General features: G+C 64.7%; 20 protein-coding genes. 9 read left to right on the top strand and 11 right to left on the bottom strand.

The window, feature by feature from the left end:
* Positions 1–168: 168 nt before the first annotated feature.
* A complete protein-coding gene (locus tag AC2FL1_RS00915) occupies positions 169–528 on the top strand; it encodes a rhodanese-like domain-containing protein (protein WP_496875689.1) in 360 nt (119 codons plus the stop codon).
* A 6-nt stretch (positions 529–534) separates the two neighbouring features.
* Here the strand turns inward: AC2FL1_RS00915 and AC2FL1_RS00910 are convergent, their stop codons facing one another.
* Positions 535–1,095: a methyltransferase domain-containing protein gene (locus AC2FL1_RS00910; RefSeq protein ID WP_496826147.1), complete on the bottom strand. Its 561-nt coding sequence runs from the start codon at positions 1,093–1,095 to the stop codon at positions 535–537.
* A 189-nt stretch (positions 1,096–1,284) separates the two neighbouring features.
* On the opposite strand from AC2FL1_RS00910, the gene AC2FL1_RS00905 reads away from it, so the two are divergent.
* Positions 1,285–2,982 carry a vWA domain-containing protein gene (locus AC2FL1_RS00905; RefSeq protein ID WP_496875688.1) on the top strand — a complete coding sequence of 566 codons (1,698 nt, stop codon included), beginning with the start codon at positions 1,285–1,287 and terminating at the stop codon, positions 2,980–2,982.
* 59 nt (positions 2,983–3,041) lie between these two features.
* On the opposite strand, the gene lpdA is transcribed toward AC2FL1_RS00905, so the two are convergent.
* A complete protein-coding gene (gene lpdA / locus AC2FL1_RS00900; protein ID WP_496875687.1) occupies positions 3,042–4,436 on the bottom strand; it encodes a dihydrolipoyl dehydrogenase in 1,395 nt (464 codons plus the stop codon).
* Between the two features lie 190 nt (positions 4,437–4,626).
* Here lpdA and AC2FL1_RS00895 point away from each other — a divergent pair, with 190 nt between their 5' ends.
* Positions 4,627–5,043, top strand: a complete 417-nt coding sequence (locus tag AC2FL1_RS00895; protein ID WP_496875686.1) for a hypothetical protein — start codon at positions 4,627–4,629, stop codon at positions 5,041–5,043.
* A gap of 2 nt (positions 5,044–5,045) precedes the next feature.
* Here AC2FL1_RS00895 and AC2FL1_RS00890 read toward each other — a convergent pair whose 3' ends face one another.
* From AC2FL1_RS00890 to AC2FL1_RS00875, 4 genes are all read right to left on the bottom strand, one after another.
* Positions 5,046–5,627 (bottom strand): DUF924 family protein, encoded by a 582-nt coding sequence (locus AC2FL1_RS00890; RefSeq protein ID WP_496826154.1) that lies wholly within the window; start codon positions 5,625–5,627, stop codon positions 5,046–5,048.
* A 115-nt stretch (positions 5,628–5,742) separates the two neighbouring features.
* Complete coding sequence (locus tag AC2FL1_RS00885) at positions 5,743–7,005, bottom strand: MFS transporter (protein WP_496826156.1); 1,263 nt, start codon at positions 7,003–7,005, stop codon at positions 5,743–5,745.
* 101 nt (positions 7,006–7,106) lie between these two features.
* Entirely contained in the window at positions 7,107–8,156 is a 1,050-nt protein-coding gene (gene queA / locus AC2FL1_RS00880; RefSeq protein WP_496875685.1) for a tRNA preQ1(34) S-adenosylmethionine ribosyltransferase-isomerase QueA, read from the bottom strand.
* Between the two features lie 69 nt (positions 8,157–8,225).
* Complete coding sequence (locus AC2FL1_RS00875; RefSeq protein WP_496875684.1) at positions 8,226–11,639, bottom strand: YhdP family protein; 3,414 nt, start codon at positions 11,637–11,639, stop codon at positions 8,226–8,228.
* 61 nt (positions 11,640–11,700) lie between these two features.
* Between AC2FL1_RS00875 and AC2FL1_RS00870 the strand changes: the two genes are divergently transcribed.
* The 4 genes from AC2FL1_RS00870 to AC2FL1_RS00855 all read left to right on the top strand — a co-directional run bounded on the left by AC2FL1_RS00870 (position 11,701) and on the right by AC2FL1_RS00855 (position 15,018).
* Complete coding sequence (locus AC2FL1_RS00870; RefSeq protein ID WP_496875683.1) at positions 11,701–12,162, top strand: peroxiredoxin; 462 nt, start codon at positions 11,701–11,703, stop codon at positions 12,160–12,162.
* Positions 12,163–12,179: 17 nt separating this feature from the next.
* Positions 12,180–12,995 (top strand): ferritin-like domain-containing protein, encoded by an 816-nt coding sequence (locus tag AC2FL1_RS00865; protein ID WP_496875711.1) that lies wholly within the window; start codon positions 12,180–12,182, stop codon positions 12,993–12,995.
* 189 nt (positions 12,996–13,184) lie between these two features.
* A complete protein-coding gene (locus tag AC2FL1_RS00860; RefSeq protein WP_234183357.1) occupies positions 13,185–14,513 on the top strand; it encodes a DUF5930 domain-containing protein in 1,329 nt (442 codons plus the stop codon).
* Positions 14,503–15,018 carry a bactofilin family protein gene (locus AC2FL1_RS00855; protein WP_234143949.1) on the top strand — a complete coding sequence of 172 codons (516 nt, stop codon included), beginning with the start codon at positions 14,503–14,505 and terminating at the stop codon, positions 15,016–15,018. Before AC2FL1_RS00860 ends, AC2FL1_RS00855 begins: the two co-directional genes overlap by 11 nt.
* 133 nt (positions 15,019–15,151) lie before the next feature.
* On the opposite strand, the gene AC2FL1_RS00850 is transcribed toward AC2FL1_RS00855, so the two are convergent.
* The 3 genes from AC2FL1_RS00850 to AC2FL1_RS00840 form a co-directional block, all read right to left on the bottom strand.
* Entirely contained in the window at positions 15,152–16,117 is a 966-nt protein-coding gene (locus AC2FL1_RS00850; protein WP_496875682.1) for a DUF3179 domain-containing protein, read from the bottom strand.
* 121 nt (positions 16,118–16,238) lie between these two features.
* A complete protein-coding gene (locus tag AC2FL1_RS00845) occupies positions 16,239–16,784 on the bottom strand; it encodes a peptidylprolyl isomerase (RefSeq protein ID WP_496826167.1) in 546 nt (181 codons plus the stop codon).
* Positions 16,777–17,283, bottom strand: a complete 507-nt coding sequence (locus AC2FL1_RS00840; protein ID WP_234136959.1) for a peptidylprolyl isomerase — start codon at positions 17,281–17,283, stop codon at positions 16,777–16,779. The genes AC2FL1_RS00845 and AC2FL1_RS00840 overlap by 8 nt, the downstream gene beginning before the upstream one ends.
* 132 nt (positions 17,284–17,415) lie before the next feature.
* On the opposite strand from AC2FL1_RS00840, the gene AC2FL1_RS00835 reads away from it, so the two are divergent.
* The gene (locus tag AC2FL1_RS00835) at positions 17,416–18,612 is read left to right on the top strand and encodes a phosphoglycerate kinase (protein WP_496826169.1); all 1,197 of its coding nucleotides are present in this window, start codon (positions 17,416–17,418) and stop codon (positions 18,610–18,612) included.
* A 1-nt stretch (position 18,613) separates the two neighbouring features.
* Here AC2FL1_RS00835 and AC2FL1_RS00830 read toward each other — a convergent pair whose 3' ends face one another.
* Positions 18,614–18,787, bottom strand: a complete 174-nt coding sequence (locus AC2FL1_RS00830) for a hypothetical protein (RefSeq protein ID WP_496826171.1) — start codon at positions 18,785–18,787, stop codon at positions 18,614–18,616.
* Entirely contained in the window at positions 18,787–19,035 is a 249-nt protein-coding gene (locus AC2FL1_RS00825) for a DUF465 domain-containing protein (protein WP_496826173.1), read from the bottom strand. The genes AC2FL1_RS00830 and AC2FL1_RS00825 overlap by 1 nt, the downstream gene beginning before the upstream one ends.
* 133 nt (positions 19,036–19,168) lie before the next feature.
* Between AC2FL1_RS00825 and AC2FL1_RS00820 the strand changes: the two genes are divergently transcribed.
* Positions 19,169–20,101, top strand: coding sequence for a hydrogen peroxide-inducible genes activator (locus tag AC2FL1_RS00820; RefSeq protein WP_496875681.1), 933 nt, complete (start codon positions 19,169–19,171; stop codon positions 20,099–20,101).
* The last annotated feature ends 104 nt before the right edge of the window (positions 20,102–20,205 follow it).

Here is a 20,205-nt window from a genome sequence, read left to right as displayed (position 1 = left end):
AACTGCCCTCGGACCCAATGCCACAGAGATAGGCGAAGCGCCGTGAGTCTCCAACCCGATTAACGGAACGTAAAGGGAACAAATGTCAGATGCAAAGGTTTTGGCGTTGCATTCAATGTATTGAATGTTAAATTGGCGAAAACCCGCAACCACTCGGACAGGTTCCAGATGTTCTTTTTCCGCAAACACGCCCAGTCGGGACTCAGCGTCAGCGAGGCGGTCGACGCGGCCAACCGCGGTGACCTACTGCTGATCGACGTGCGCGAGGCGGGGGAACTGGCCGCCACCGGCAAGGCCGCCGGCGCCCTGCACATCCCGCTGATGCGCCTGTCGGACAGAGCCGACCGCCGCCATCCAGAGTTCGAGCCGCGCCTGAAGGATGCGGCGCGGATCGCGGTCTATTGCGCCTCGGGCGGACGTTCGGCCCGGGCGCGTAAGCTGTTGCTGGGCCTGGGTTATCCCGAAGTCCATAATCTGGGCGGTCTCGGACATTGGGCCCGCGCGGGCGGCCGGATCGAGCGCGCCTGACAGGCGTCAGGTCTTGCGGGCAATCGCCCAGGCGCAGATCGGAAAATTCGGATCGTTGTCCAGCGGATCGGTCTCGGGACGGTATTCCGGGGGCCAGGGCGTTTCGAGATTGCGCAAGGCCGCATGGCGATTGCCCCATTGCTCGGCCCTAATCTCACCCTCGGCAAAGCCGCATTCAATCAGGAAATTCCGCAAGCCCCGCGCCGACCAGCGCGAATTGTCCATGGGCGCCGCGTGAAACGGAACAAAGAACGGCACCGCCAGCCAGAAATGCCCGCCCGGTCGCAGCATTTCCAGCACGTTCAGCGTCGCCTCATAAGGCCGGTCCAGATGTTCCCAGACCTGATTGGCCAGAATCAGGTCGAATTGCTCGATCTCCCCGGCCTCGTCGCAATAGGGCCCGGCACATATGTCGTATTCGGGATAGATGAAGCGGCGATAGCTGCGGAACGGGAACTGCTGCCCCCATTTTCCCGAAATCTCGGCAACCTCCAACCCCTCGGGGCCCAGGTCACGGATCATCCGGCGGCTCGACCGTGCCATTGCAATCCGGTTCAGACTGGCCACGCGTTCCTCCTGTTGTCCGGGACAGGTAAACAGCCCCCACGCAGCCCGTCCAGACGCTATTGCCCGACGCCTCGCACAAAAGCGCCGGAGGGCACCGTTTTTCCCCTTTCGGCCTGCCCGCCAGATCGTAATCTGCCGCAACGCGACGGAATTTCGCGTGAAAAATTCGCTTTGTAGACGAGGTTTTGAATGAAAAGAATTGGACTGACCGCGTTGGCGCTGTGTCTTTCCGAACCCCTTGCCGCCCAAGAGCACCCTTCGGCCATTCTGGTTCTCGACGGGTCCGGCTCGATGTGGGGACAGATCGAGGGCAAGGCCAAGATCGAGATCGCCCGCGACGTGGTAAATGACCTGCTCGGCAATCTGCCCGCCGAACAGCCTCTGGGCCTGACCGTTTACGGTCACCGGCGCAAGGGCGACTGCGCCGATATTGAAACGCTGGTGCCCCCCGCACCCGGCAACCGGGCGGCCATTGCCAGCGCGGTGCAGGGGCTGAAACCCAAGGGCAAGACGCCGATGCTCGAGGCGGTGCGGCAGGCTGCCGAAGCGCTGCGCTATACCGAGGAGAAGGCGACCGTGATCCTTGTCTCGGACGGGGTCGAGACCTGTGACGCCGATCCCTGCGCCACCGCCGCCGCGCTTGAGGCGGCGGGCGTCGATTTCACCGCCCATGTGGTGGGGTTCGACATTGACGACCCGCAGGCGCTGGCGCAGATGCAATGCTTGGCGGACCAGACCGGCGGGACGTTCCGCAGTGCCTCGAACGCTGACGAGCTGGGCGCGGCGCTGACCGCCGCCGCCACGGTGAAACCCGACCCCGCGCCCGGCCCCGCCCGGCTGATCTTTTCCGCGACCGAGGCCTATGGCAGCACATTCCGCAAGGTCGAGGTGGTCTGGGAAGTGTTCACCGAGGATGGCGCGCAGGCCATGGATGCAACCCAGGGGATGAGCGGCGAGACCGAACTGCCCCCCGGCAGCTATCTGGTCCGCGCGCTGCGCCTGTCGGATGAAGCGGTCGAGGAACGTCGGGTCACCCTGAAACCCGGCGGGCGCGAGGGGGTCGAGATCGTCTTTGCCGCCGCCCTGCCCGCCGCCACCCTCTCGGCGCCTGCCAGTGGGATGGCGGGCGGCATGGTCGCGGTGACCTGGACCGGCCCGGATGGCGATGGCGATTATCTGGCCGCCGGTCCGGTGGGCGCCGATGACGCCAGCTATTTGACATTTGAATACACCGCCAAGGGCAACCCGTTGCCGCTCCGCCTGCCGGTGGAACCCGGCGCGTATGAGATCCGCTATGTGCTGGCGGACGGGATCCAGACCCTTGCCCGCCTGCCGATCACGGTGAGCGAGCGCAGCTTCTCTCTGGATGCGCCAGGCACTGCCCCGGCGGGCAGTCTGGTGCAGGTGGAATGGTCCGGTGGCGGGTTCGACGAGGATTTCCTGACCGTCGCGGCCCTAGATGCCAGCGGTGATGGCAACGATTACCTGACCTATGCCTATGTGCGCGACGGCAACCCCGTGGGGCTGCGGATGCCGCTGGAACCCGGCGCATATCAGCTGCGCTATGTGGTGGGTCAGGACAGTTCGGTGGCCGTGAGCCAGCCCATCACGGTGACTGACCTGAGCGTGACGCTGGAAGCGCCTGACCGGGTGGCGGCGGGCAGCTTGGTGGCGGTGACCCATACCGGACCGGCCTATGACGGCGACTATGTCACCTTTGTCACCCCGGAGGCGGGCGTGCTGGACTATCTCGGTTATGCCTATGCCAGCGATGGCGCGACTTTGCAGGTGCAGGCCCCGGACACGCCCGGCACCTACGAGCTGCGCTATGTCTCGACCGTCGCGGACGCGCGTATCCTGGCCCGCCGCGCGGTGGTGGTGGAATAAGAAAACCCTCGCCCGGCGTCGCTGGGCGAGGGTTATCTTTTCCACAGAAGCGACTGATCTTACATATGAATGACGCGACCGTAAGCGTCCAGAACGCTTTCGTGCATCATCTCGCTCAGCGTCGGGTGCGGGAAGACCGTGTGCATCAGGTCCTCTTCGGTGGTCTCCAGCTGGCGTCCCACCACATAGCCCTGGATCATCTCGGTCACCTCGGCCCCCACCATATGCGCGCCCAGCAGTTCGCCGGTCTTGGCGTCGAAGATGGTCTTGACCATGCCTTCGGCCTCACCCAGTGCAATCGCCTTGCCATTACCGATAAAGGGGAAGCGGCCGACCTTGATGTCGTAACCCAGTTCCTTGGCCTTGGCCTCGGTATAACCGACCGATGCCACCTGCGGATGGCAATAGGTGCAGCCTGCGATGCTTTCGGGTTTGACCGGGTGGGCATGTTTGCCCGCGATCAGCTCGGCCACCATCACGCCCTCGTGGCTGGCCTTGTGCGCCAGCCAGGGCGCGCCGGCGATATCGCCGATGGCATACAGCCCCTCGACCCCGGTCCGGCAATAGGCGTCGGTCACCACATGGCTGCGGTCGATCTTGACCCCCAGCGCTTCGAGCCCGAGGTTTTCCACATTGCCGACGATGCCGACAGCAGAGATCACCGTGTCGAATTCCAGTTTCTCGACCTTGCCGCCGGTCTCGATATGGGCAGTGACCTTTCCCTTGGCGCGGTCCAGCTGCTTGACCATGGATTTCTCCATGATCTTCATGCCTTGCTTGACAAAGCTCTTCTTGGCAAAGGCGCTGATTTCGGCGTCTTCAACCGGCAGCACGCGGTCCATCACCTCGACCACGGTCGTGTCGGCGCCCAACGTGTTGTAGAAGCTGGCGAATTCGATGCCGATGGCGCCCGAGCCGATCACCAGCAGTTTCTTGGGCATCCGCACCGGTTGCAGCGCGTGCTTGTAGGTCCAGACCAGATCGCCGTCCGCCTCGAGCCCCGGCAGTTCGCGCGCACGGGCTCCGGTGGCCAGGACGATGTTCTTGGCGGCCAGGTCCTGGGTGCCCTTGTCGGTTTTGACCGACACCTTGCCCTTGGCCGGGATCGTCGCCTCGCCCATCACCACGTCGATCTTGTTCTTCTTCATCAGGTGGCCGATGCCACCCGACAGCTGCTTGGCCACCCCGCGCGAGCGTTTCACCACCGCGTCGAGGTCATAGCCGATATTGTCGGCCTTCAGCCCGAATTCCTTGGCGCGCTCCATCAGGTGGAACACTTCGGACGAGCGCAGCAGCGCCTTGGTCGGGATGCAGCCCCAGTTGAGGCAGATGCCGCCGAGATGCTCGCGCTCGACCACACAGGTCTTGAGCCCCAGCTGCGCCGCGCGGATGGCAGCCACATAGCCCCCCGGTCCGGCACCGATTACAATCACGTCATAGGATTTTTCAGCCATGTTCTTCCCTCGGCCAGACCCGCTCTGAAAACTAGTTTACCATTAAACTAATTTTTTGCACACATCAACAGTCCTCCTCCGCGACAAATGTGACGCAGGGACAGCGGCGATACACCCGCCATGCCAGCCTATACCGGCACCTGTCTTTGCGCTAGAACCGAGGGCAGGACCGGCGATGTGGAGAGCGGACGTGAAGAAAACCCTCAAGGACCTGTTTCTGGCATTTCTGAATGCAACGCTGATCCTGGTGGCGCTTTGCCTGTTCCTGGGCTGGCGGATGATGGCGACCGTGGACACGGTAAGTGAGCGCGTTTCCGCCGGGATCGCCGCGCTGGCACCGTTGCGGGATGAGGTCGCCGGGGTTCGGGCCGAGCTTTCCGGCCTCCGCGCCGATCTGGGCGCCGCACAGGGCACAGAGGCGGCAGAGCGGCTTAATAACCGCCTCGATGCGCTGGAAACGCGCCTTGACGGGATGCAGGCGCGGATGGCCAATCTGGCCACCCTGCCCGATCAATTGCTGGATCGCGCCTTCGAGACCGCTGCCGACCGTCTGGTACGCGGACTTTCGGACCTTCGCGGCTGCAAGCCGGCGTCGGACGGCGCCTGAACCTAGCTCGCCTTGCGCTGCAATTGCTGCACTGTGGCGCCATAACCGCCATGCGAGACATAGTCGGCCTCGCTCTGGGTGCTGGCCCGGTCAAGCGCCTGATTGCGATAGGGGAACCGACCGAACTTGCGGATCACCTCGCGATGGGCGCGCGCATGCAACAGGTTCGATGCACCTGATTCGGGCATCCGCTGGCACATCAGCCGCACACAGCGTTCCTGATCGCACAGGTTTTCGGAATGCATCATCGGCAGATAGAAGAATTGCCGCGCCGGTTCGTCGATCTTCAGATCCCAGCCCTTGTCCACCGCGCATTTGGCGGCAATCAGCGCCGCCCGGTCGGTGGCAAAGGCCTGACCCGAGCCGCGGAACATGTTGCGGGGGAACTGATCGGTGAGGATGATATAGGCCAGAACCCCGCTGGGATAGGTGAGCCACAGCGAGAACCTGCCCTCTGCGGCTGCTTCCCATGTGGGCTGGAACTTGTCCCTGATCCGGGCGTCCAACGCCTCGTCCTGGGCATACCATCCGGCGGGACCCACTTCGTCCAGCCAGAACTTCAATACGTCTTCGGGGCCGACCATCGGTCTGTCTCCACTCTCCTTTTGTCCCCAGGTTACTGGGGATTAAACGCCTTTTTACAATTCTGTAACAGTAACGATTTGCAACAATGCGTCATGAAGCAAGGGGAAAAATCGCCTATTTCTGCTCTTCTGCCTCCTGATCGGCCTCGAATGCCACTTCTTGCGCCATCTCGATCGCCACCGGCGAGGCGGTTGGATACATGTAGGCCATGGAACTGGTCTCCTCGACCGGGGTCGAGGGGCGCTGAGTCGCGCGATACGCGGCATAGGCGGCGGTCGCGAACATCAGCGATGCGATGAAGAAGAAGAAGCCCGGCGGGCCGAACACCCCGTCCGACATCAGCCAACCGGTGGTGACCGGACCGGCAATCGCCCCCAGCCCGTTGATGAACACCAACCCGCCCGAGGCCGCCGGCATGTCGTCATAGTCGAGATAGTCGTTGGTATAGGCGATCAGCAGCGAATAGAGCGGGTTGGACAGCCCACCGATGATCAGCGCCGCCAGCAGCAGGAATTCGAACTGGCCACCCATCACCGCGCCCAGCATCGCACCGCCGCCGCCGACCAGCGCGACAAACAGGATCAGCACCCGCCGGTCCATCCGGTCCGACAGCCAGCCCAGCGGATACTGCACCACCAGCGCGCCCACATAGAAGGTGGCGACAAAGATCGACAGTTGCGACAGCGTCAGACCGACATTGGCGGCATAGACCGCGCTCATCCCGAACTGGGCCGAGAACACGCCGCCCAGCAGGAACATGCCGACACAGCCCAGCGGAGATGTCTGCATCAGTGCCTTCAGGCTCATCGGTTTGGTGCTGTCAAAGGCCGGCGTCGGCGAGATCGACAGCAGAATCGGACCAAACGAGATCGAAACCACGATCGAGGCGATGATGAACGCCTCGTAACCGCCCGGGTCGCCCACCTGGATCAGCCCCTGGGCCACGATGATGCCGGTCATCTGCACGATCATGTAAAGCGACAACGCCTTGCCCCGGTTGGTGTTGTCGGCGGCGTTGTTCAGCCAGCTTTCAGCAGTGACATAAACGCCCGAAAAACAGAAGCCGATGATCACCCGCCCCAGCATCCAGACATAGGTATTTGCAAAAGCAGGATAGAGGATCATCACAGCCGAGATGAACGAGGCCAGCGCCGCGAACACCCGCACATGCCCGACCCGGCGGATCATCTCGGGCGCCATGCGCGAGCCGCCCAGGAAACCGACGAAATAGGCCGACATCACCAACGACATCTCGAAGGTGGAAAACCCCTCGATCTCGCCCCGCACACCCAAGAGGGTGCCTTGCAGACCGTTGCCCACCATCAACAGGCCAATGCCCAAAAGCAGCGCCCATGCGCTGGAAAGAACCTGAAGCATCGTGATTGCCTTTGTGCGGTTGCGGGCGCTCAGCCCAAAGTATCAAGGGTCGAACCTCTGCTTGTCCATGACAAACGGGTCCGGGTCTCATCCGTTATCGCCTAGCCCGGCAGCAAAAGCGACGCATCCCCATAAGAGAAGAACCGATAGCGATTTGCCACCGCATGGGCATAGATTTCGCGAATGCGATCCTGCCCCATCAGGGCCGAGACCAGCATCAGCAGCGTCGACTTGGGCAGGTGAAAATTGGTCATCAACCCGTCGGCAACGCGGAATTCGAAGCCGGGATAGATGAAAATATCGGTCTCACCCTCCCAGGGCGCGATCTGCCCGCCACGCGCGGCGCTTTCGATCAGGCGCAGCGCGGTGGTGCCAACCGGAATCACCCGGCCGCCTGCCGCCTTGGTGGCGGCGATCTCGGCCGCGGCCTCGGCACTGACCCGCCCCCATTCGGCATGCATCTTGTGGGTGGTCACGTCCTCGACCTTGACCGGCAGAAAGGTGCCCGCGCCCACATGCAGGGTAACATGGGTAAAGGTAACACCGTGTGCGGCCAGCGCCGCCAGCAGCGCCTCGTCGAAATGCAGCGAGGCGGTGGGCGCTGCCACCGCGCCGGAATGGCGGGCCCAGACGGTCTGGTAATCGGTCTTGTCCTGCTCGTCGGCGGCGCGTTTGGCGGCGATATAGGGCGGCAACGGCATCGCACCCGCCTGGGCCAGCGCGGCGTCGAAATCGGGGCCGGTCAGGTTGAAGCGCAGATGCGCCTGCCCGTCCTTGATCACTTCGACATCCGCCGACAGATCTCTGGAAAAGCTGATGGTTTCTCCCTCACGCAACTTGCGCAGAGGTTTCGCCAGCGCGCTCCAGCCGCCATCGGCGCGCGGCTCCAGCAAGGTGACCTCGATCCGGGCCGTGACCGGCCCTTGCGCGCTCTGGCGCTGGCGGGTGCCGCTCAGCCGTGCGGGGATCACCCGCGTGTCATTGAGCACCAGCCGGTCGCCCGGACGCAGCCAGTCGGGCAGATCGCGCACCACCGCGTCGGTGATCGCATCGCCCCGAGCCACCAGCAGGCGCGCAGAGGATCGCGGCTGGGCGGGCCGCGTGGCAATCAGGTCGTCGGGCAGGTCGAAATCGAAATCGCTGAGCTTCATGGCCCGCGCCTATAGAGCGCGCCACGTGCTTTGACCACAGGCAATTCGCCGATCAAGCGGACGACCGCTCTAGCGATCCCCGCCGTGCGACGGCTCAGGTCGCGGCGCGGGCGCAGGTTGCGGCGCGGGGGCGGGCGTGGTCGCCGGTGCGGCTGGCGCGGGGGCGGCGTTTTCCTCGGGCACCGCCGGTAGGCTGGGCGCGGGCGCCCGGATAATGTCGCGCAGAAAGCCGGGCGTCAGCCCGGACAGTGGATTAACAAGCACCTGTGGACGTTGCATCGGCCCGGTCAGGGTATAGTTGAACCCGATCAGCCCCTCTCCCTTGCGGGTCAGCACGCTGCCGATGGAGTTGAGCAGATAGATAGGCGAGACCACGCCACGCAGGTCAAGCACCCGGTTTTCCGTATCCACGGTACCGTTGATCGACACCCCGATCGACGGGCCGACGGCGCTGCCTTCGAGAATCGTCAGCGTCCTGGGCGTCAGCCGCATCCTGCCGTCAATTTCGCCGAACAGGATGCCCTGTCCCGACATTTCGTCAAGCAGCCCCACCAGCGACACCGCGTTCAAGAGCGCCGCCATCGCAGGCGCGTCACGTACCCGCGTGTTGCGCACCCGCAATTGGGCGTCGTAATTGCCTTCGGCGCCGACCGGCTCAAGCGCCAGTTGAAAGCTTCCACCATGCGCCTGGTCGAGGATCCCGGCAGCGCGAAAAACCGCGCCGGCATCTTCGGCCTGAAGGAACACCGCACTGCGGGCACCGCGCCCGATCATCTGCCCCGTGATCGGCACCTGCCCGTTCAGCGCCCCGGTGAACCGACCGTTTAGCCCGCCGCCGGTAGAGAAACTGCCGCGCATACCGGTCAGCGTCATGCTGTCGGAGACCTGCAACCGGTCGAGAACGAGATTCACCGCCGGTGCCGCGCCACCGCCGTCACCACCCGACGATCCGCTGCCGAACCGGGCGCGGCGCAAGTCCAGCGTGCCGCCCTGCACCGCGATATCGGGTGCCGCCCCGGCACCGCGACCGATGAGTTCGACCGGCACAGCCAACCAGTCGCCAAGCTCGAACGAGGTAAAACGGGCGCGCTCGAAACTGCGGTCGGGCTTGAACTCGACGCTGCCCCGCATGCGCAAACCGGCGGCATCTACCTCGATTGCCTCGACCTGCCCGCCCTGCCCAAGTGTCGCGACCAGCGCCATCCGGCCCGTGCTGCCGGGAGGTTTCGACCAGCCCAGCTCCGGCAGCGACAGGCGCACCCCCGCCAGATCCGATTGCGCTTCAAGCCGAAGCGGCTCGCCCCCGCCGATGCCAAGGCTGAACTGCGCCTCGCCAGCCCCAGTCACCATGCCATCGGGCAGGCCCAGACGTTGCTCGCGCACCAGATCTGGGGTCAAGGCGATACGTCCGGTCAAGTTGCTGCGCTGTCCCTGTCCCAGCGGCTGCTGCCAGCGCATCGACACCGGGACCGTACCGAAAAGACCCGCACCCTGCAGCGCGATCCTGGTCTGGTCCCCTGTCAGTTCCAGTCGGGGCGCCGAAACGGGCGTGCCGGGCACCAGCACCTCGCTCGCCACGCCTTCGAGCACACCGGCAAGGTGGAACTCCATATCGGCGATCGTGACCTTGTCCTTGAGCGGCAAGGCCAACGTCCCCGACAGGCGCGTGTGCCCCTGCGCCAGATCGACGGGCAGGTTGGCCTTGTCGAGGATGCTGAGCGGCGGCTCGTTCAACAGCGAAAGTGCGGCCGTGACCGGCCCGCTCGCCGAGATCCGGGCGATGCCCGGCGCCGATTTGCGAATGCCGATATCAGGAATGATGAACGAGGTGCCGGTGGCGTCGATCTCGCCCCCCTCGATGGTCACCACCACGCCCGCATCGGCAGTCACCGCGAAACGGCCCCCCAGCAGGCTGGCCTGGCCCCGCGCCTGGGTCAACGGCGGCAGCGTCTTGGCATAGCGGATATGCGCTTCGGCAAAGTCGAAATCGGCATAGAGGTCAGGCGGCGCCCCGGGCCGGAGCCTGAGCGCGAGGTCAAGATCGCTCAGCTGCGCCTCGACCAAGTTCTCGGTCACCCATTCGCGCGGTTTCGACGCGACGGTTTCCGGCCAATAGGACAGGACCTGCGCCGGGGTGATCGCGTCCAGCTGCGCGTCGAGGGCCAGTTGCCAGCCCTCGGGCGCGGCCCCCAGATCCCCGTCCAGCCGCAGCGTCCGGCCATCGTCGATCACATCCATCCGCCCGATCCGCAGGCGGAACGGGTTGAGGGTCATCTGGAAATCGACCTCGGCCCGGTCGACGGTCAGCGGTTCAGGATAGACCCCGGCGGGATTGACTCGCAGACCATGCAGGCCGAACTGTCCCACCAGCCGGTCGAGCCGCCCATGCTCGACCCCATCGAGATAAGCGACCCCCTCTGCCTGGGCCGCGCCCCAGGCGCTGTCCACCGCCACCTCGGCAAAGCTCAGCCGCTGCTCGGCCGGGTCATAGGTAAAATAGGTGCGTGCCGAGGCGAAGGGAATCGGCCTCGTGTTCGGGTTGGGTTGCAGCGCCCCGCGCCCGATCTGGAGCGTGGCCGAAATCGGGGTCAGCGTACCCGCCGCGTCGAACCCACCGCGAAGCGCGCCCGAGATCGGCGCGTCCAGCACCTGCAACCAGGCCAGCGCGGGCGCCTGGGCCGCGATATCGGCGGCGGCCAGATCCTCGATCGAAATACCGAAACTGGCCGAGGGTTCACCAAGCGTGCTGGTATAATTGGCCTCGAACCGGCTGGCATAGTCGCGCCCGCTGAGCAGCGAGAACTCGGTGGCGATGCGCAGGTCACCGCCACCTCGGGTAACCAGAACCTGGCCGCCATCCAGCGTCCAGCCGCGCCCCTGACGCAAATCTTCGTAGTCGAGCGACACTGCCGTCAGCTCAACCGAGTTGAGCGCGCCAAGCTGAGGATGCAGGAACACGGCATCGAAGGATTCCAGCAATTCTCCGAATGTCGGCGCCTGTCCCACCGAACCGCCACCCTGCCCGCCCAGCGACAGCGAGAACTGTCCCTGGGCATCGCGCCGCAGCGCGGCCGAGGCGCCATTCAGCACGATCCGCTTGGGCTGGACCTGACCGCGCAACAAGGGTCGCATCGCCAGACTGGCCTCGGCATCCGCTAGCCGGGCGATCACCCGGCCACCCGCATCGGAAAGTTCGAGATCGCGCAGGCGCAGACGCGGGCGCCAGCCTTTGTTGATCACGAAGTAGACGCCGCCAAACCGGATGCTGACCCCGTCCAGCGCCTGGGTCAGCCGCGTCTCGACCCGCGCTTGCAGCCAGGGTGGCGCCTGAAGGGTCTGGCCCAACAGCATCAACCCGGAAAAGACCGCCAGAAACACCAGCAGCACGGTGCCGCGCATCGCCCACAGCAACGTCACCCGACGCCGGCTGCGGCGTGGTTTTCCGGGTTTGTCCCCGCCCGAGATCTTGTCGATGTCTTCCAACTTCTCCGCCGCGACCTATTATGCGCGTAACCTAGTCATGAAACCCAGCCGGAGTGCCCAGATGCCCGACGTCACAGATATTGCCCCCGAATTCACGCTTCCCCGCGATGGCGGCGGCGAGATCAGCCTGTCCGACCTGCGCGGTCGCGCGGTTGTTCTGTTCTTCTATCCCCGCGATGATACTCCGGGCTGCACCAAGGAATCCATCGGCTTTTCCGAGAATTTGCAGGCCTTTGCCGATGCCGGTGCTCAGGTGTTGGGCATTTCGCGCGATACGGTGGCCAAACATGACAAATTCGTCGCCAAGCACGGGCTGACCACGCCGCTGCTGTCCGATGCCGAAAGCGATGTTTGCGAGCGCTACGGCGTTTGGGTGGAAAAGAACATGTATGGCAAGAAATCCATGGGGATCGAACGGTCGACCTTTCTGATCGACGCCGAGGGCCGGATCGCGCGCGTCTGGCGCAAGGTCAAGGTTGCCGGTCATGTGGACGAGGTGCTGGACGCGGTGCGCGCCCTGTGAGCCTGACCCTGACCGAAATGGCCGTCGAGGTGCTGACCACCGCCGACGGACGCGCCAAGACCGAGCTGTCGCGCCGCCACGCGAGCGCCTGGTTTGCCGCCCGTAAGGGTGAAGCCGACCCGATCGCGGTGGGCACTGCGCACCCGCCGCTGCATCCCGCCCGGCCCGAGCGGCCCGAACTGCTCAGCCCCCGCGACGTGCCCCGCAGGCGTCCGGGGTCCGAGGCCGGGCGCATCGCACTGTTGCATGCGGTCGCGCATATCGAACTGAACGCGGTCGACCTGCACTGGGACATCATCGCGCGCTTCGGCCATGTACCGATGCCGGTTGGGTTCTACGACGACTGGGTGAAATGCGCGGACGAGGAATCCAAGCATTTCAATATGGTCTGCGATGTTCTTGAGAATATCGGCAGCCATTATGGCGCCCTTCCGGCCCATGCCGGCATGTGGCGCGCCGCCGAAGATACCGCCGAAGACCTGATAGGCCGGTTGGCGGTGGTGCCCATGGTGCTCGAAGCGCGCGGGCTGGATGTGACCCCGGGGATGATCGACATTTTCCGCAAGGCCGGGCTGACACAGGCGGTCGCCGCGCTCGAGGTGATCTATGCCGAGGAAGTGGGCCATGTCGCCTATGGCTCGAAATGGTTCCACTTCCTGTGTGGGCGCGAGAATACCGATCCCAAGGACGCGTTCCACGCGCTTGTCCGGCGCTATTTCCACGGCGCGCTGAAGCCCCCCTTCAACGAGGAAAAACGCGCCGAGGCGGGGCTTCCGCCCGATTTCTACTGGCCGCTGGCCGAGGAAACACCGCAGCGCAATCGCGACATCTAGCCGGATGACCCCATGCAAACGCATGGTTTCGGCGGATTTTCGCCGAAACCGGACCGCGATGGGCGCGCTTTCCCCTCATCTGGTAAAGAAACTTGCCCGATCGGCACCACGCCGGTATTCACACGGGCCAAGGCCCCGGCACCACTCACATCCCGGGGACTTGCGAGGGGACAACACAGGGATGGGCGCGTGCGAACACGTCTGGCAATCAAAATCCACGCGTTTCTGGAAAGCAGGTTTCCCGAACGCCGTGTCTTTCTGAAATCCGACAGCGATACCCGGTTCATCCGGCTCCGGTCCGAAACACAGCTGATCGCCTTTGGGGGGGCGACATTGCTGGTTGCCTGGACCATCGTCGCCACCGCCATCCTGTTGATGGACAGCATCGGTGCCAGCAATTTCCGCGAACAGGCCAAGCGTGATCAGGCCACCTATCAGGAACGTCTGAACGCCCTCTCGCAAGAGCGCGACGCCCGCGCCGACGAGGCGGTCGCGGCACAGCAACGGTTCAACGCCGCCCTGACCCAGATTTCAGCGATGCAAACGGAACTGCTCGCCTCGGAGAACCGCCGGCGCGAGCTGGAAACCGGGGTCGAAGTGATCCAGACAACCCTGCGCGCCACCATGCGCCAGCGCGAAGTGGCACGCGCCGAGCTGGAACGGCTGCTGGACGAGAAGGGCGATACCGCCGCCGTCGAGCAGGTCGCCGCCGAGGTTCCCGCGCAGATGGATTTCATGGCCGCAGCACTGGAACGCACCGCCGAACAGCGCGACCAGATCCGCGCCGATGCGCAATCGGCGCTGGCAGCCCGCGCCGAGCTGGAGCTGGAAATCAAGCTGATGGAAGAGCGCAACGACCAGATCTTCCGCCAACTCGAAGAAGCAATGACCATTTCGCTGGAACCGCTGGACAAGATGTTCCGCAGCGCCGGCATGCCCACCGACCGTATCATCGAAGAGGTGCGGCGCGGCTATAGCGGCCAGGGCGGGCCGCTGACCCCTTTATCCTTCAGCACGCGCGGTGAAGAGCCCTCGGCCGACGAGTTGCGCGCGAACCAGCTGCTGCAACAGATGGATCAGCTGAACCTCTACCGGATTGCCGCCGAACAGGCGCCCTTTGCCTCTCCGGTGCGCGCGGCGGTGCGCTTTACCAGCGGCTACGGCTATCGGCGCGACCCCAAGACCGGCGGCAAGCGCATGCATAATGGGTCGGATTTCGCGGGCAAGCATGGAACCGACATCCATGCCACCGCCGATGGCGTGGTCACCCATGCGGGCTGGCAGTCGGGGTTTGGCAAGCTGATCAAGATCCGCCACGCCTTTGGGATCGAGACCTATTACGCCCATAACTCGCAACTCCGTGTAAAGGTCGGCCAAAGGGTCTCGCGCGGGGATCATATTGCTGATATGGGTAGCACCGGTCGGTCCACCGGGACGCATCTGCACTATGAGGTGCATGTCAACGGCAGACCCGTTAACCCCATGACTTACATCAAGGCTTCACGCAATGTTTTCTAAGAGCAAAATCAACGAGCCCGCCCCCAAGGCCCCCGAGGCGGCCAAACCCGCCGCGCCCGCGGCTCCTGCCGCGCCCGCTCCGAGCGATTACAAGGCAGCTGCGCCCAAGCCCAAGCCGCCGGCGTCGATCCTGTCCTCGGATCTGCATATCACCGGCAATATCAAGACCACCGGTGACATCCAGGTCGAAGGCTCGGTCGAGGGCGATATCCGCGCGCATCTGCTCACCATCGGCGAGACCGCCACCATCAAGGGCGAAGTGACCGCCGATGACGTGGTGATCAATGGCCGGATCGTGGGCCGGGTGCGGGGCCTCAAGGTGCGCCTGACCTCGACCGCGCGGGTCGAGGGCGATATCATCCACAAGACCATCGCGATCGAGAGCGGTGCCCATTTCGAAGGCTCGGTGCAGCGTCAGGACGACCCGCTGAACCCGGGCCGCGCCGCCAAGCCCGCCGCCAACCCGGCCGCGGCCGCACCCGCGCCCAAGCCTGAAAGCGCCTGAGGCCTCTCTCTTTCAGAGCAAACAAAGCGCCGTGGGCCGTCCGCGGCGCTTTTGATTTGGCGCAATGTCCGACCCGGGCGGCGCCAGATTTTTCGTCGAAAAATCTCGGCCCGCCCGGCCGCGCCGGATCGCGTCAATCCGCCCCCAGCATCCATTCGCCCCCGGGCCAGAACGCGTGAAAGGCAAAGGCGAACATCACGTCATGGGCAATGTCGCGCCCCTGCATGTCGCGGACCCGGATCGACCCCACATCGCGCCCCTCGCCAATTTGCGCCGTATCAAGGGCCGAGGCCTGGCCGGCGCGCCATTCGAACCGCACACCAGCCTCCTCCAGCACCCCGGCTTCGGCCACCCGCGTCAGCGGCCAGGCACGTTCACCCACCCGAACCACCCGCGCCAGTGCCGGGACGCCATGCGGTGGTGCCTCACCATCATAGAGAAAGGGGCGTCGGGCGCTGTCATAGCTCACATAGGGGTTGCGGCCATAGGCGCGGCGAAATGCCGGTTCGGCCATCACCTGCCCGTCGGGATAATGGGCGCGGAACTGGTCCCAGCTCTCCATCCAGCTGGGCAGCGGCGTCAGTTCGGTCCCCGTCAGCCTGCCCACGATCGCCAGCCCCTGCGCCTGCTGCCACCAGCTCTGGGTCTGGCGGTCATACATCACCATGTCTGAGTTGCGCAGCTTGCCGGTCACCCCGAACTCCAGCTCTCCCGCCGGGCTGCGCCGGTCGAAGGTCAGGCCCGAATTGCACAGCGGGCAGAAGGTCACCGCCACCGGCACCGTGCCGATGCGGTCATTGACGATCTCGTGCCACATCAGATAGCGCAGCGGATAGGCCCGCGCGACCTCTCCGGGGAGCGCAACGGTGATCACCGGCTCTCGCCCTTCCAGGCCCTTCGCTGCAGCGGAGCTCAGAAAGGCGGGATCGCTCAGCGCCGGGATACCGTCCTTGGGCGGCCCGCCCGACAGGATCTCGCCCCAATGCGCAACGCTTGTCTTGCCAAAATCGGTGTCGGGCCATTCATGGCGCCAGACCTCAGGACCGGCCAGGGCTGGCAAAGCCAGCCAGATCGCAAGAAAGAGGGGAAGAAGGCGCATGCCGGAGCCTCTCGGGTTCGCAAATCGACCCAAGGATCGCCGTCAAAACGGGATCGCGCCACCCCACACACGCAAACGTGAAACCGCCGGCGCCCCGATACCGGGCGCCGGCGGCATTGGATCAGTCGGTCACGGTGACCGACTTCATCTGATCGGGCTGGCCGATCACCGAGCCGTTGGGACCGGTGCCGCGCTTGATCGCGTCAACCACGTCCATGCCGCCAGTCACCTTGCCCACCACGGTATATTGACCATCCAGGAACGGGCCGGGGGCGAACATGATGAAGAACTGGCTGTTGGCGCTGTTGGGGTCCTGCGCGCGCGCCATGCCCACCACACCGCGTTCATAGGTGATATCCGAGAACTCGGCCGGCAGGTCAGGCCGGTCGGACCCGCCCCGCCCAGCAAGGCGCATGTCGCCTCCCATGCGGCCATATTGCACATCGCCAGTCTGGGCCATGAACCCGTCGATCACCCGGTGAAACACCACCCCGTCATAGGCGCCCGAAGCCGCCAGCGCGGTGATCTGTTCCACATGTTGGGGGGCCACATCCTCGAGCAGGTCGATGGTGACGGTGCCATTGGCCTCGCCCGCCACCTCGATCTTGAGGCCGGTCGCGCTCGCCGGAACGGCGAACAGCGCCAGAAGGGCCGCAAGCTTATACATCTGCGGCCACCTTGACGCTGATCATGCGATCGGGATTCGCGGGCGGCTCGCCGCGGGTGATGGCATCCACATGTTCCATGCCGGAAATCACCCGGCCATAAACGGTATACTGGCCGTTCAGGAAATGGTTGTCCTTGAAGTTGATGAAGAACTGGCTGTTGGCCGAGTTCGGATTGGCCGAGCGCGCGGCGCCCAGGGTGCCCCGGTCATGCGGCAGTTTCGAGAATTCGGCCGGCAGGTCAGGCAGCGAGGAACCACCGGTGCCCGCGCGACGGATGTTGAACCCGTCTTCCATGTCGCCATTGGCCACATCGCCGGTCTGCGCCATGAAGCCGTCGATCACACGGTGAAAGCAGACATTGTCATACTCGCCGGCGCGCGCCAACTCCTTCATCCGCTCGGAATGTTTGGGCGCCACGTCGGGCAGAAGTTCGATGACGACATTGCCGTCCTTCAGCTCGACGATGATCGTGTTTTCGGGATCCTTGATTTCGGCCATCGGGCCCTCCTGTCACTATGTTTGCCGGGAACCTAACCATCGCGCGCGGGATGGACAAGGCACGCCATTGACGGGGGCGCCCATTCGGGTAGAGAAACCGGCAAACGCATTGCAGCAAGGAGATTACGGCTGATGGGCTGGAAAACACTCGACGACATGGACCTGAACGGCAAGCGCGTGCTGGTGCGGGTCGATATCAACGTGCCGATCGTGGACGGGGTGGTGACCGACTCGACCCGCATCCGCCGCCTGATGCCCACCATCCGCGATATCCTTGCCGCCGGGGGCCGCCCCATCCTGCTGGCGCATTTCGGCCGCCCTGGCGGCGAGCGGCGCAAGAACCTGTCGCTGAGCCAGCTGGTGCCAACACTGGAACGCGCCTTTGAAACCAAGGTGCTGTTTGCCGATGATTGCGTCGGCCCCGCCGCCGAAGAGGCCGCCGAGGCCTTGCAGCCCGGCCAGGTGCTGCTTTTGGAGAACACCCGCTTTCACGCCAGCGAAACCAAGAACGATCCCGAACTGGCCGCCGGCATGGCGCGGCTGGGCGATATCTATTGCAACGACGCCTTTTCCGCCGCACACCGCGCCCACAGCTCGACCGAGGCAATCGCGCGCCTGCTGCCCTCTTGCGCCGGGCGGCTGATGCAAGCCGAACTTGAGGCGCTGGAAAAGGCCTTGGGCAAGCCCGAACGCCCGGTGACGGCAGTCGTGGGCGGGGCCAAGGTCTCGACCAAGCTGGAGTTGCTGGGCAACCTGATCGAAAAGGTCGATTACCTGGTGATCGGTGGCGGCATGGCCAACACCTTCCTGGTGGCAAAGGGGATGCCGGTGGGTAAATCGCTGGCCGAACGCATCATGAAAGATACCGCTGCCGAGATTCTGGCCAAGGCTGAGGCGGCGGGCTGCACCATCGTGCTGCCCAGCGATGTGGTGGTGGCCGAGAAATTCGAAAGCCATGCGCCGCATCAGATCCTGCCCGCCGACCGCTGCCCCGACGAGGGCATGATCCTCGATGCAGGCCCCGACAGCCTGGCGGCGATCAAGGCGATTTTCGAGAAGAGCCGGACCCTGATCTGGAACGGACCGCTGGGCGCATTCGAGCTGGAACCCTTTGACGCGGCAACCAATGCCGCCGCGCTGAAGGCGGCGGCATTGACCCGGGCAGGCAAGCTCATCTCGGTCGCCGGAGGCGGCGATACGGTGGCCGCGCTCAACGCCAGCGGCGCGGCGGGGGATTTCACCTATATCTCGACCGCAGGCGGCGCGTTTCTGGAGTGGATGGAGGGCAAGACCCTGCCCGGTGTCGCCGCCCTGATGCAGGCCGGCTGACTCAATTCACCGCAAGCCCGCGCGCCATTTGCACCCGCGCGCGGGATCCGGCGGGGCGGATGCCACCGCCATCCGGCCCGTCGTCATCCTCGGACAGGATGGCGTTGCGCATGTCGCCCAGATCCGGGCTGTGTAGCCAGCGCAGGCCCGTCGTCATGAAAACCAGTCGAAACATCACGCTCTCTCCATCGGCTGTTCACGTTGCGGACCCATCGCATCCAGCGTACGCAGCAGGCCCTCGTGGCGGGCCAACTCGTCTTTCAACGACAGCTTGCGCCGCTTGAGCATGCGCAGCGTCTGGGCGCAGGGCGCCGGGCGCTTGAGCTCGGTCAGGATACGCTGTTTCAACTCGGCCCGACGCTCGTTCAGCACCGCCATCCTCAGCTTCAACGAGAAAGCGCGAACTCTGCTTGTCGCGGTCATCTATGGTCTCCTCCGGTTGTGAACGCTGCCGCGACATATCGCGGCCTGTGCCAAAGATGGGGGGCGCTCATCTGGAAAGAACCCAATGCCCGCATAGATTAAGATAGGTTTTACCTATCAAAGAGAAATCCGTATGCCGCCCGACATCACCCTGCGCCAACTCACCTATTTCTCGACCCTGGTGGCGGCCGGACAATACCGGCGCGCCGCGCGCAGCCTGGGCATCAGCCAGCCTTCACTCAGCCTGCAAATCGCGGCGCTGGAAAAGGCGGTGGGCGCACGGTTGCTGGAGCGGCGGCGCAGTGGTCTGATCCTGACCCCCGAGGGCCGCGACGTATCCGAGATGGTGGCGCGTATCCTGCGCGAGGTCGAGGCGCTGACCCTCTATGCCAGCCCGATGCGGGACAACATGACCGGCACGCTGCGGCTGGGCTCGACCCCGACCATCGGCCCCTATCTGCTGCCACGGGTGCTGCGCCAGTTGCATCGCCAGTATCCAAGGTTGAAACTGGCGATCCGTGACGGCGCCCCCCGTGACCTGGTCGAGGATCTGGCCGCTGGCCGCTATGACCTGATCCTGACCCAGCTCCCCGTCGGGCGCGACGATATCCGCGTGGCGCCGCTGTTTCGCGAACCGCTGGAACTGGCGGTAGATCCTGCGCACCGGCTGGCAGGCGTGCCCCAGGTCCGGCAAACCGATCTGGCGGGCGAAACCATGCTGGGTCTCAGCCCCGGCTATGCGCTGCACGGACAGGTTCAGGGCCTGTGCGAAACCGCCGGGGCCCGGCTAAGCACGGAATTCGAGGGCACCAGCCTGGACGCCCTGCGGCAGATGGTGTCGCTGGGCATGGGGATCACCCTGCTGCCCGCGCTCTATGTCGCCTCGGAAGTCCGCGCGACCGGCGCCGATGTCACCACTCGGCCGCTGCGACCCGCGATGCACAGAACTGTCGGGCTGGCCTGGCGCACAGCCACCGGCACCCCGCCCGCGATCGACCGCTTCATCCAGCTGACCCGGCAGGTGATCCACGACGAGATGAGCGGCATCCTGCAACCTGTCAGATGACAAGGAAAAACCCTAAAAACACGTGGAGAAGGGGGATTCACAACGGGATCCGCCTGTGTCATACTAAGGTCACGTGCCCGCCAGAGGCGCGAGCAGAGGCAATC

It is taken from the genome of Ruegeria sp. YKSF070, assembly GCF_059612725.1.
Note: the sequence above shows the minus strand (reverse complement) of the source record. Positions and strands in the feature narration are given on the sequence as shown.

Excerpts from the sequence above, each read along its gene's own strand:
- AC2FL1_RS00915 (WP_496875689.1), top strand. The coding sequence starts at position 169 with ATGTTCTTTTTCCGCAAACACGCCCAGTCGGGACTCAGCGTCAGCGAG.
- AC2FL1_RS00905 (WP_496875688.1), top strand. The coding sequence starts at position 1,285 with ATGAAAAGAATTGGACTGACCGCGTTGGCGCTGTGTCTTTCCGAACCC.
- lpdA (WP_496875687.1), bottom strand. The coding sequence starts at position 4,436 with ATGGCTGAAAAATCCTATGACGTGATTGTAATCGGTGCCGGACCGGGG.
- AC2FL1_RS00890 (WP_496826154.1), bottom strand. The coding sequence starts at position 5,627 with ATGGTCGGCCCCGAAGACGTATTGAAGTTCTGGCTGGACGAAGTGGGT.
- AC2FL1_RS00885 (WP_496826156.1), bottom strand. The coding sequence starts at position 7,005 with ATGCTTCAGGTTCTTTCCAGCGCATGGGCGCTGCTTTTGGGCATTGGC.
- queA (WP_496875685.1), bottom strand. The coding sequence starts at position 8,156 with ATGAAGCTCAGCGATTTCGATTTCGACCTGCCCGACGACCTGATTGCC.
- AC2FL1_RS00870 (WP_496875683.1), top strand. The coding sequence starts at position 11,701 with ATGCCCGACGTCACAGATATTGCCCCCGAATTCACGCTTCCCCGCGAT.
- AC2FL1_RS00865 (WP_496875711.1), top strand. The coding sequence starts at position 12,180 with ATGGCCGTCGAGGTGCTGACCACCGCCGACGGACGCGCCAAGACCGAG.
- AC2FL1_RS00855 (WP_234143949.1), top strand. The coding sequence starts at position 14,503 with ATGTTTTCTAAGAGCAAAATCAACGAGCCCGCCCCCAAGGCCCCCGAG.
- AC2FL1_RS00850 (WP_496875682.1), bottom strand. The coding sequence starts at position 16,117 with ATGCGCCTTCTTCCCCTCTTTCTTGCGATCTGGCTGGCTTTGCCAGCC.
- AC2FL1_RS00845 (WP_496826167.1), bottom strand. The coding sequence starts at position 16,784 with ATGTATAAGCTTGCGGCCCTTCTGGCGCTGTTCGCCGTTCCGGCGAGC.
- AC2FL1_RS00840 (WP_234136959.1), bottom strand. The coding sequence starts at position 17,283 with ATGGCCGAAATCAAGGATCCCGAAAACACGATCATCGTCGAGCTGAAG.
- AC2FL1_RS00835 (WP_496826169.1), top strand. The coding sequence starts at position 17,416 with ATGGGCTGGAAAACACTCGACGACATGGACCTGAACGGCAAGCGCGTG.
- AC2FL1_RS00830 (WP_496826171.1), bottom strand. The coding sequence starts at position 18,787 with ATGTTTCGACTGGTTTTCATGACGACGGGCCTGCGCTGGCTACACAGC.
- AC2FL1_RS00825 (WP_496826173.1), bottom strand. The coding sequence starts at position 19,035 with ATGACCGCGACAAGCAGAGTTCGCGCTTTCTCGTTGAAGCTGAGGATG.
- AC2FL1_RS00820 (WP_496875681.1), top strand. The coding sequence starts at position 19,169 with ATGCCGCCCGACATCACCCTGCGCCAACTCACCTATTTCTCGACCCTG.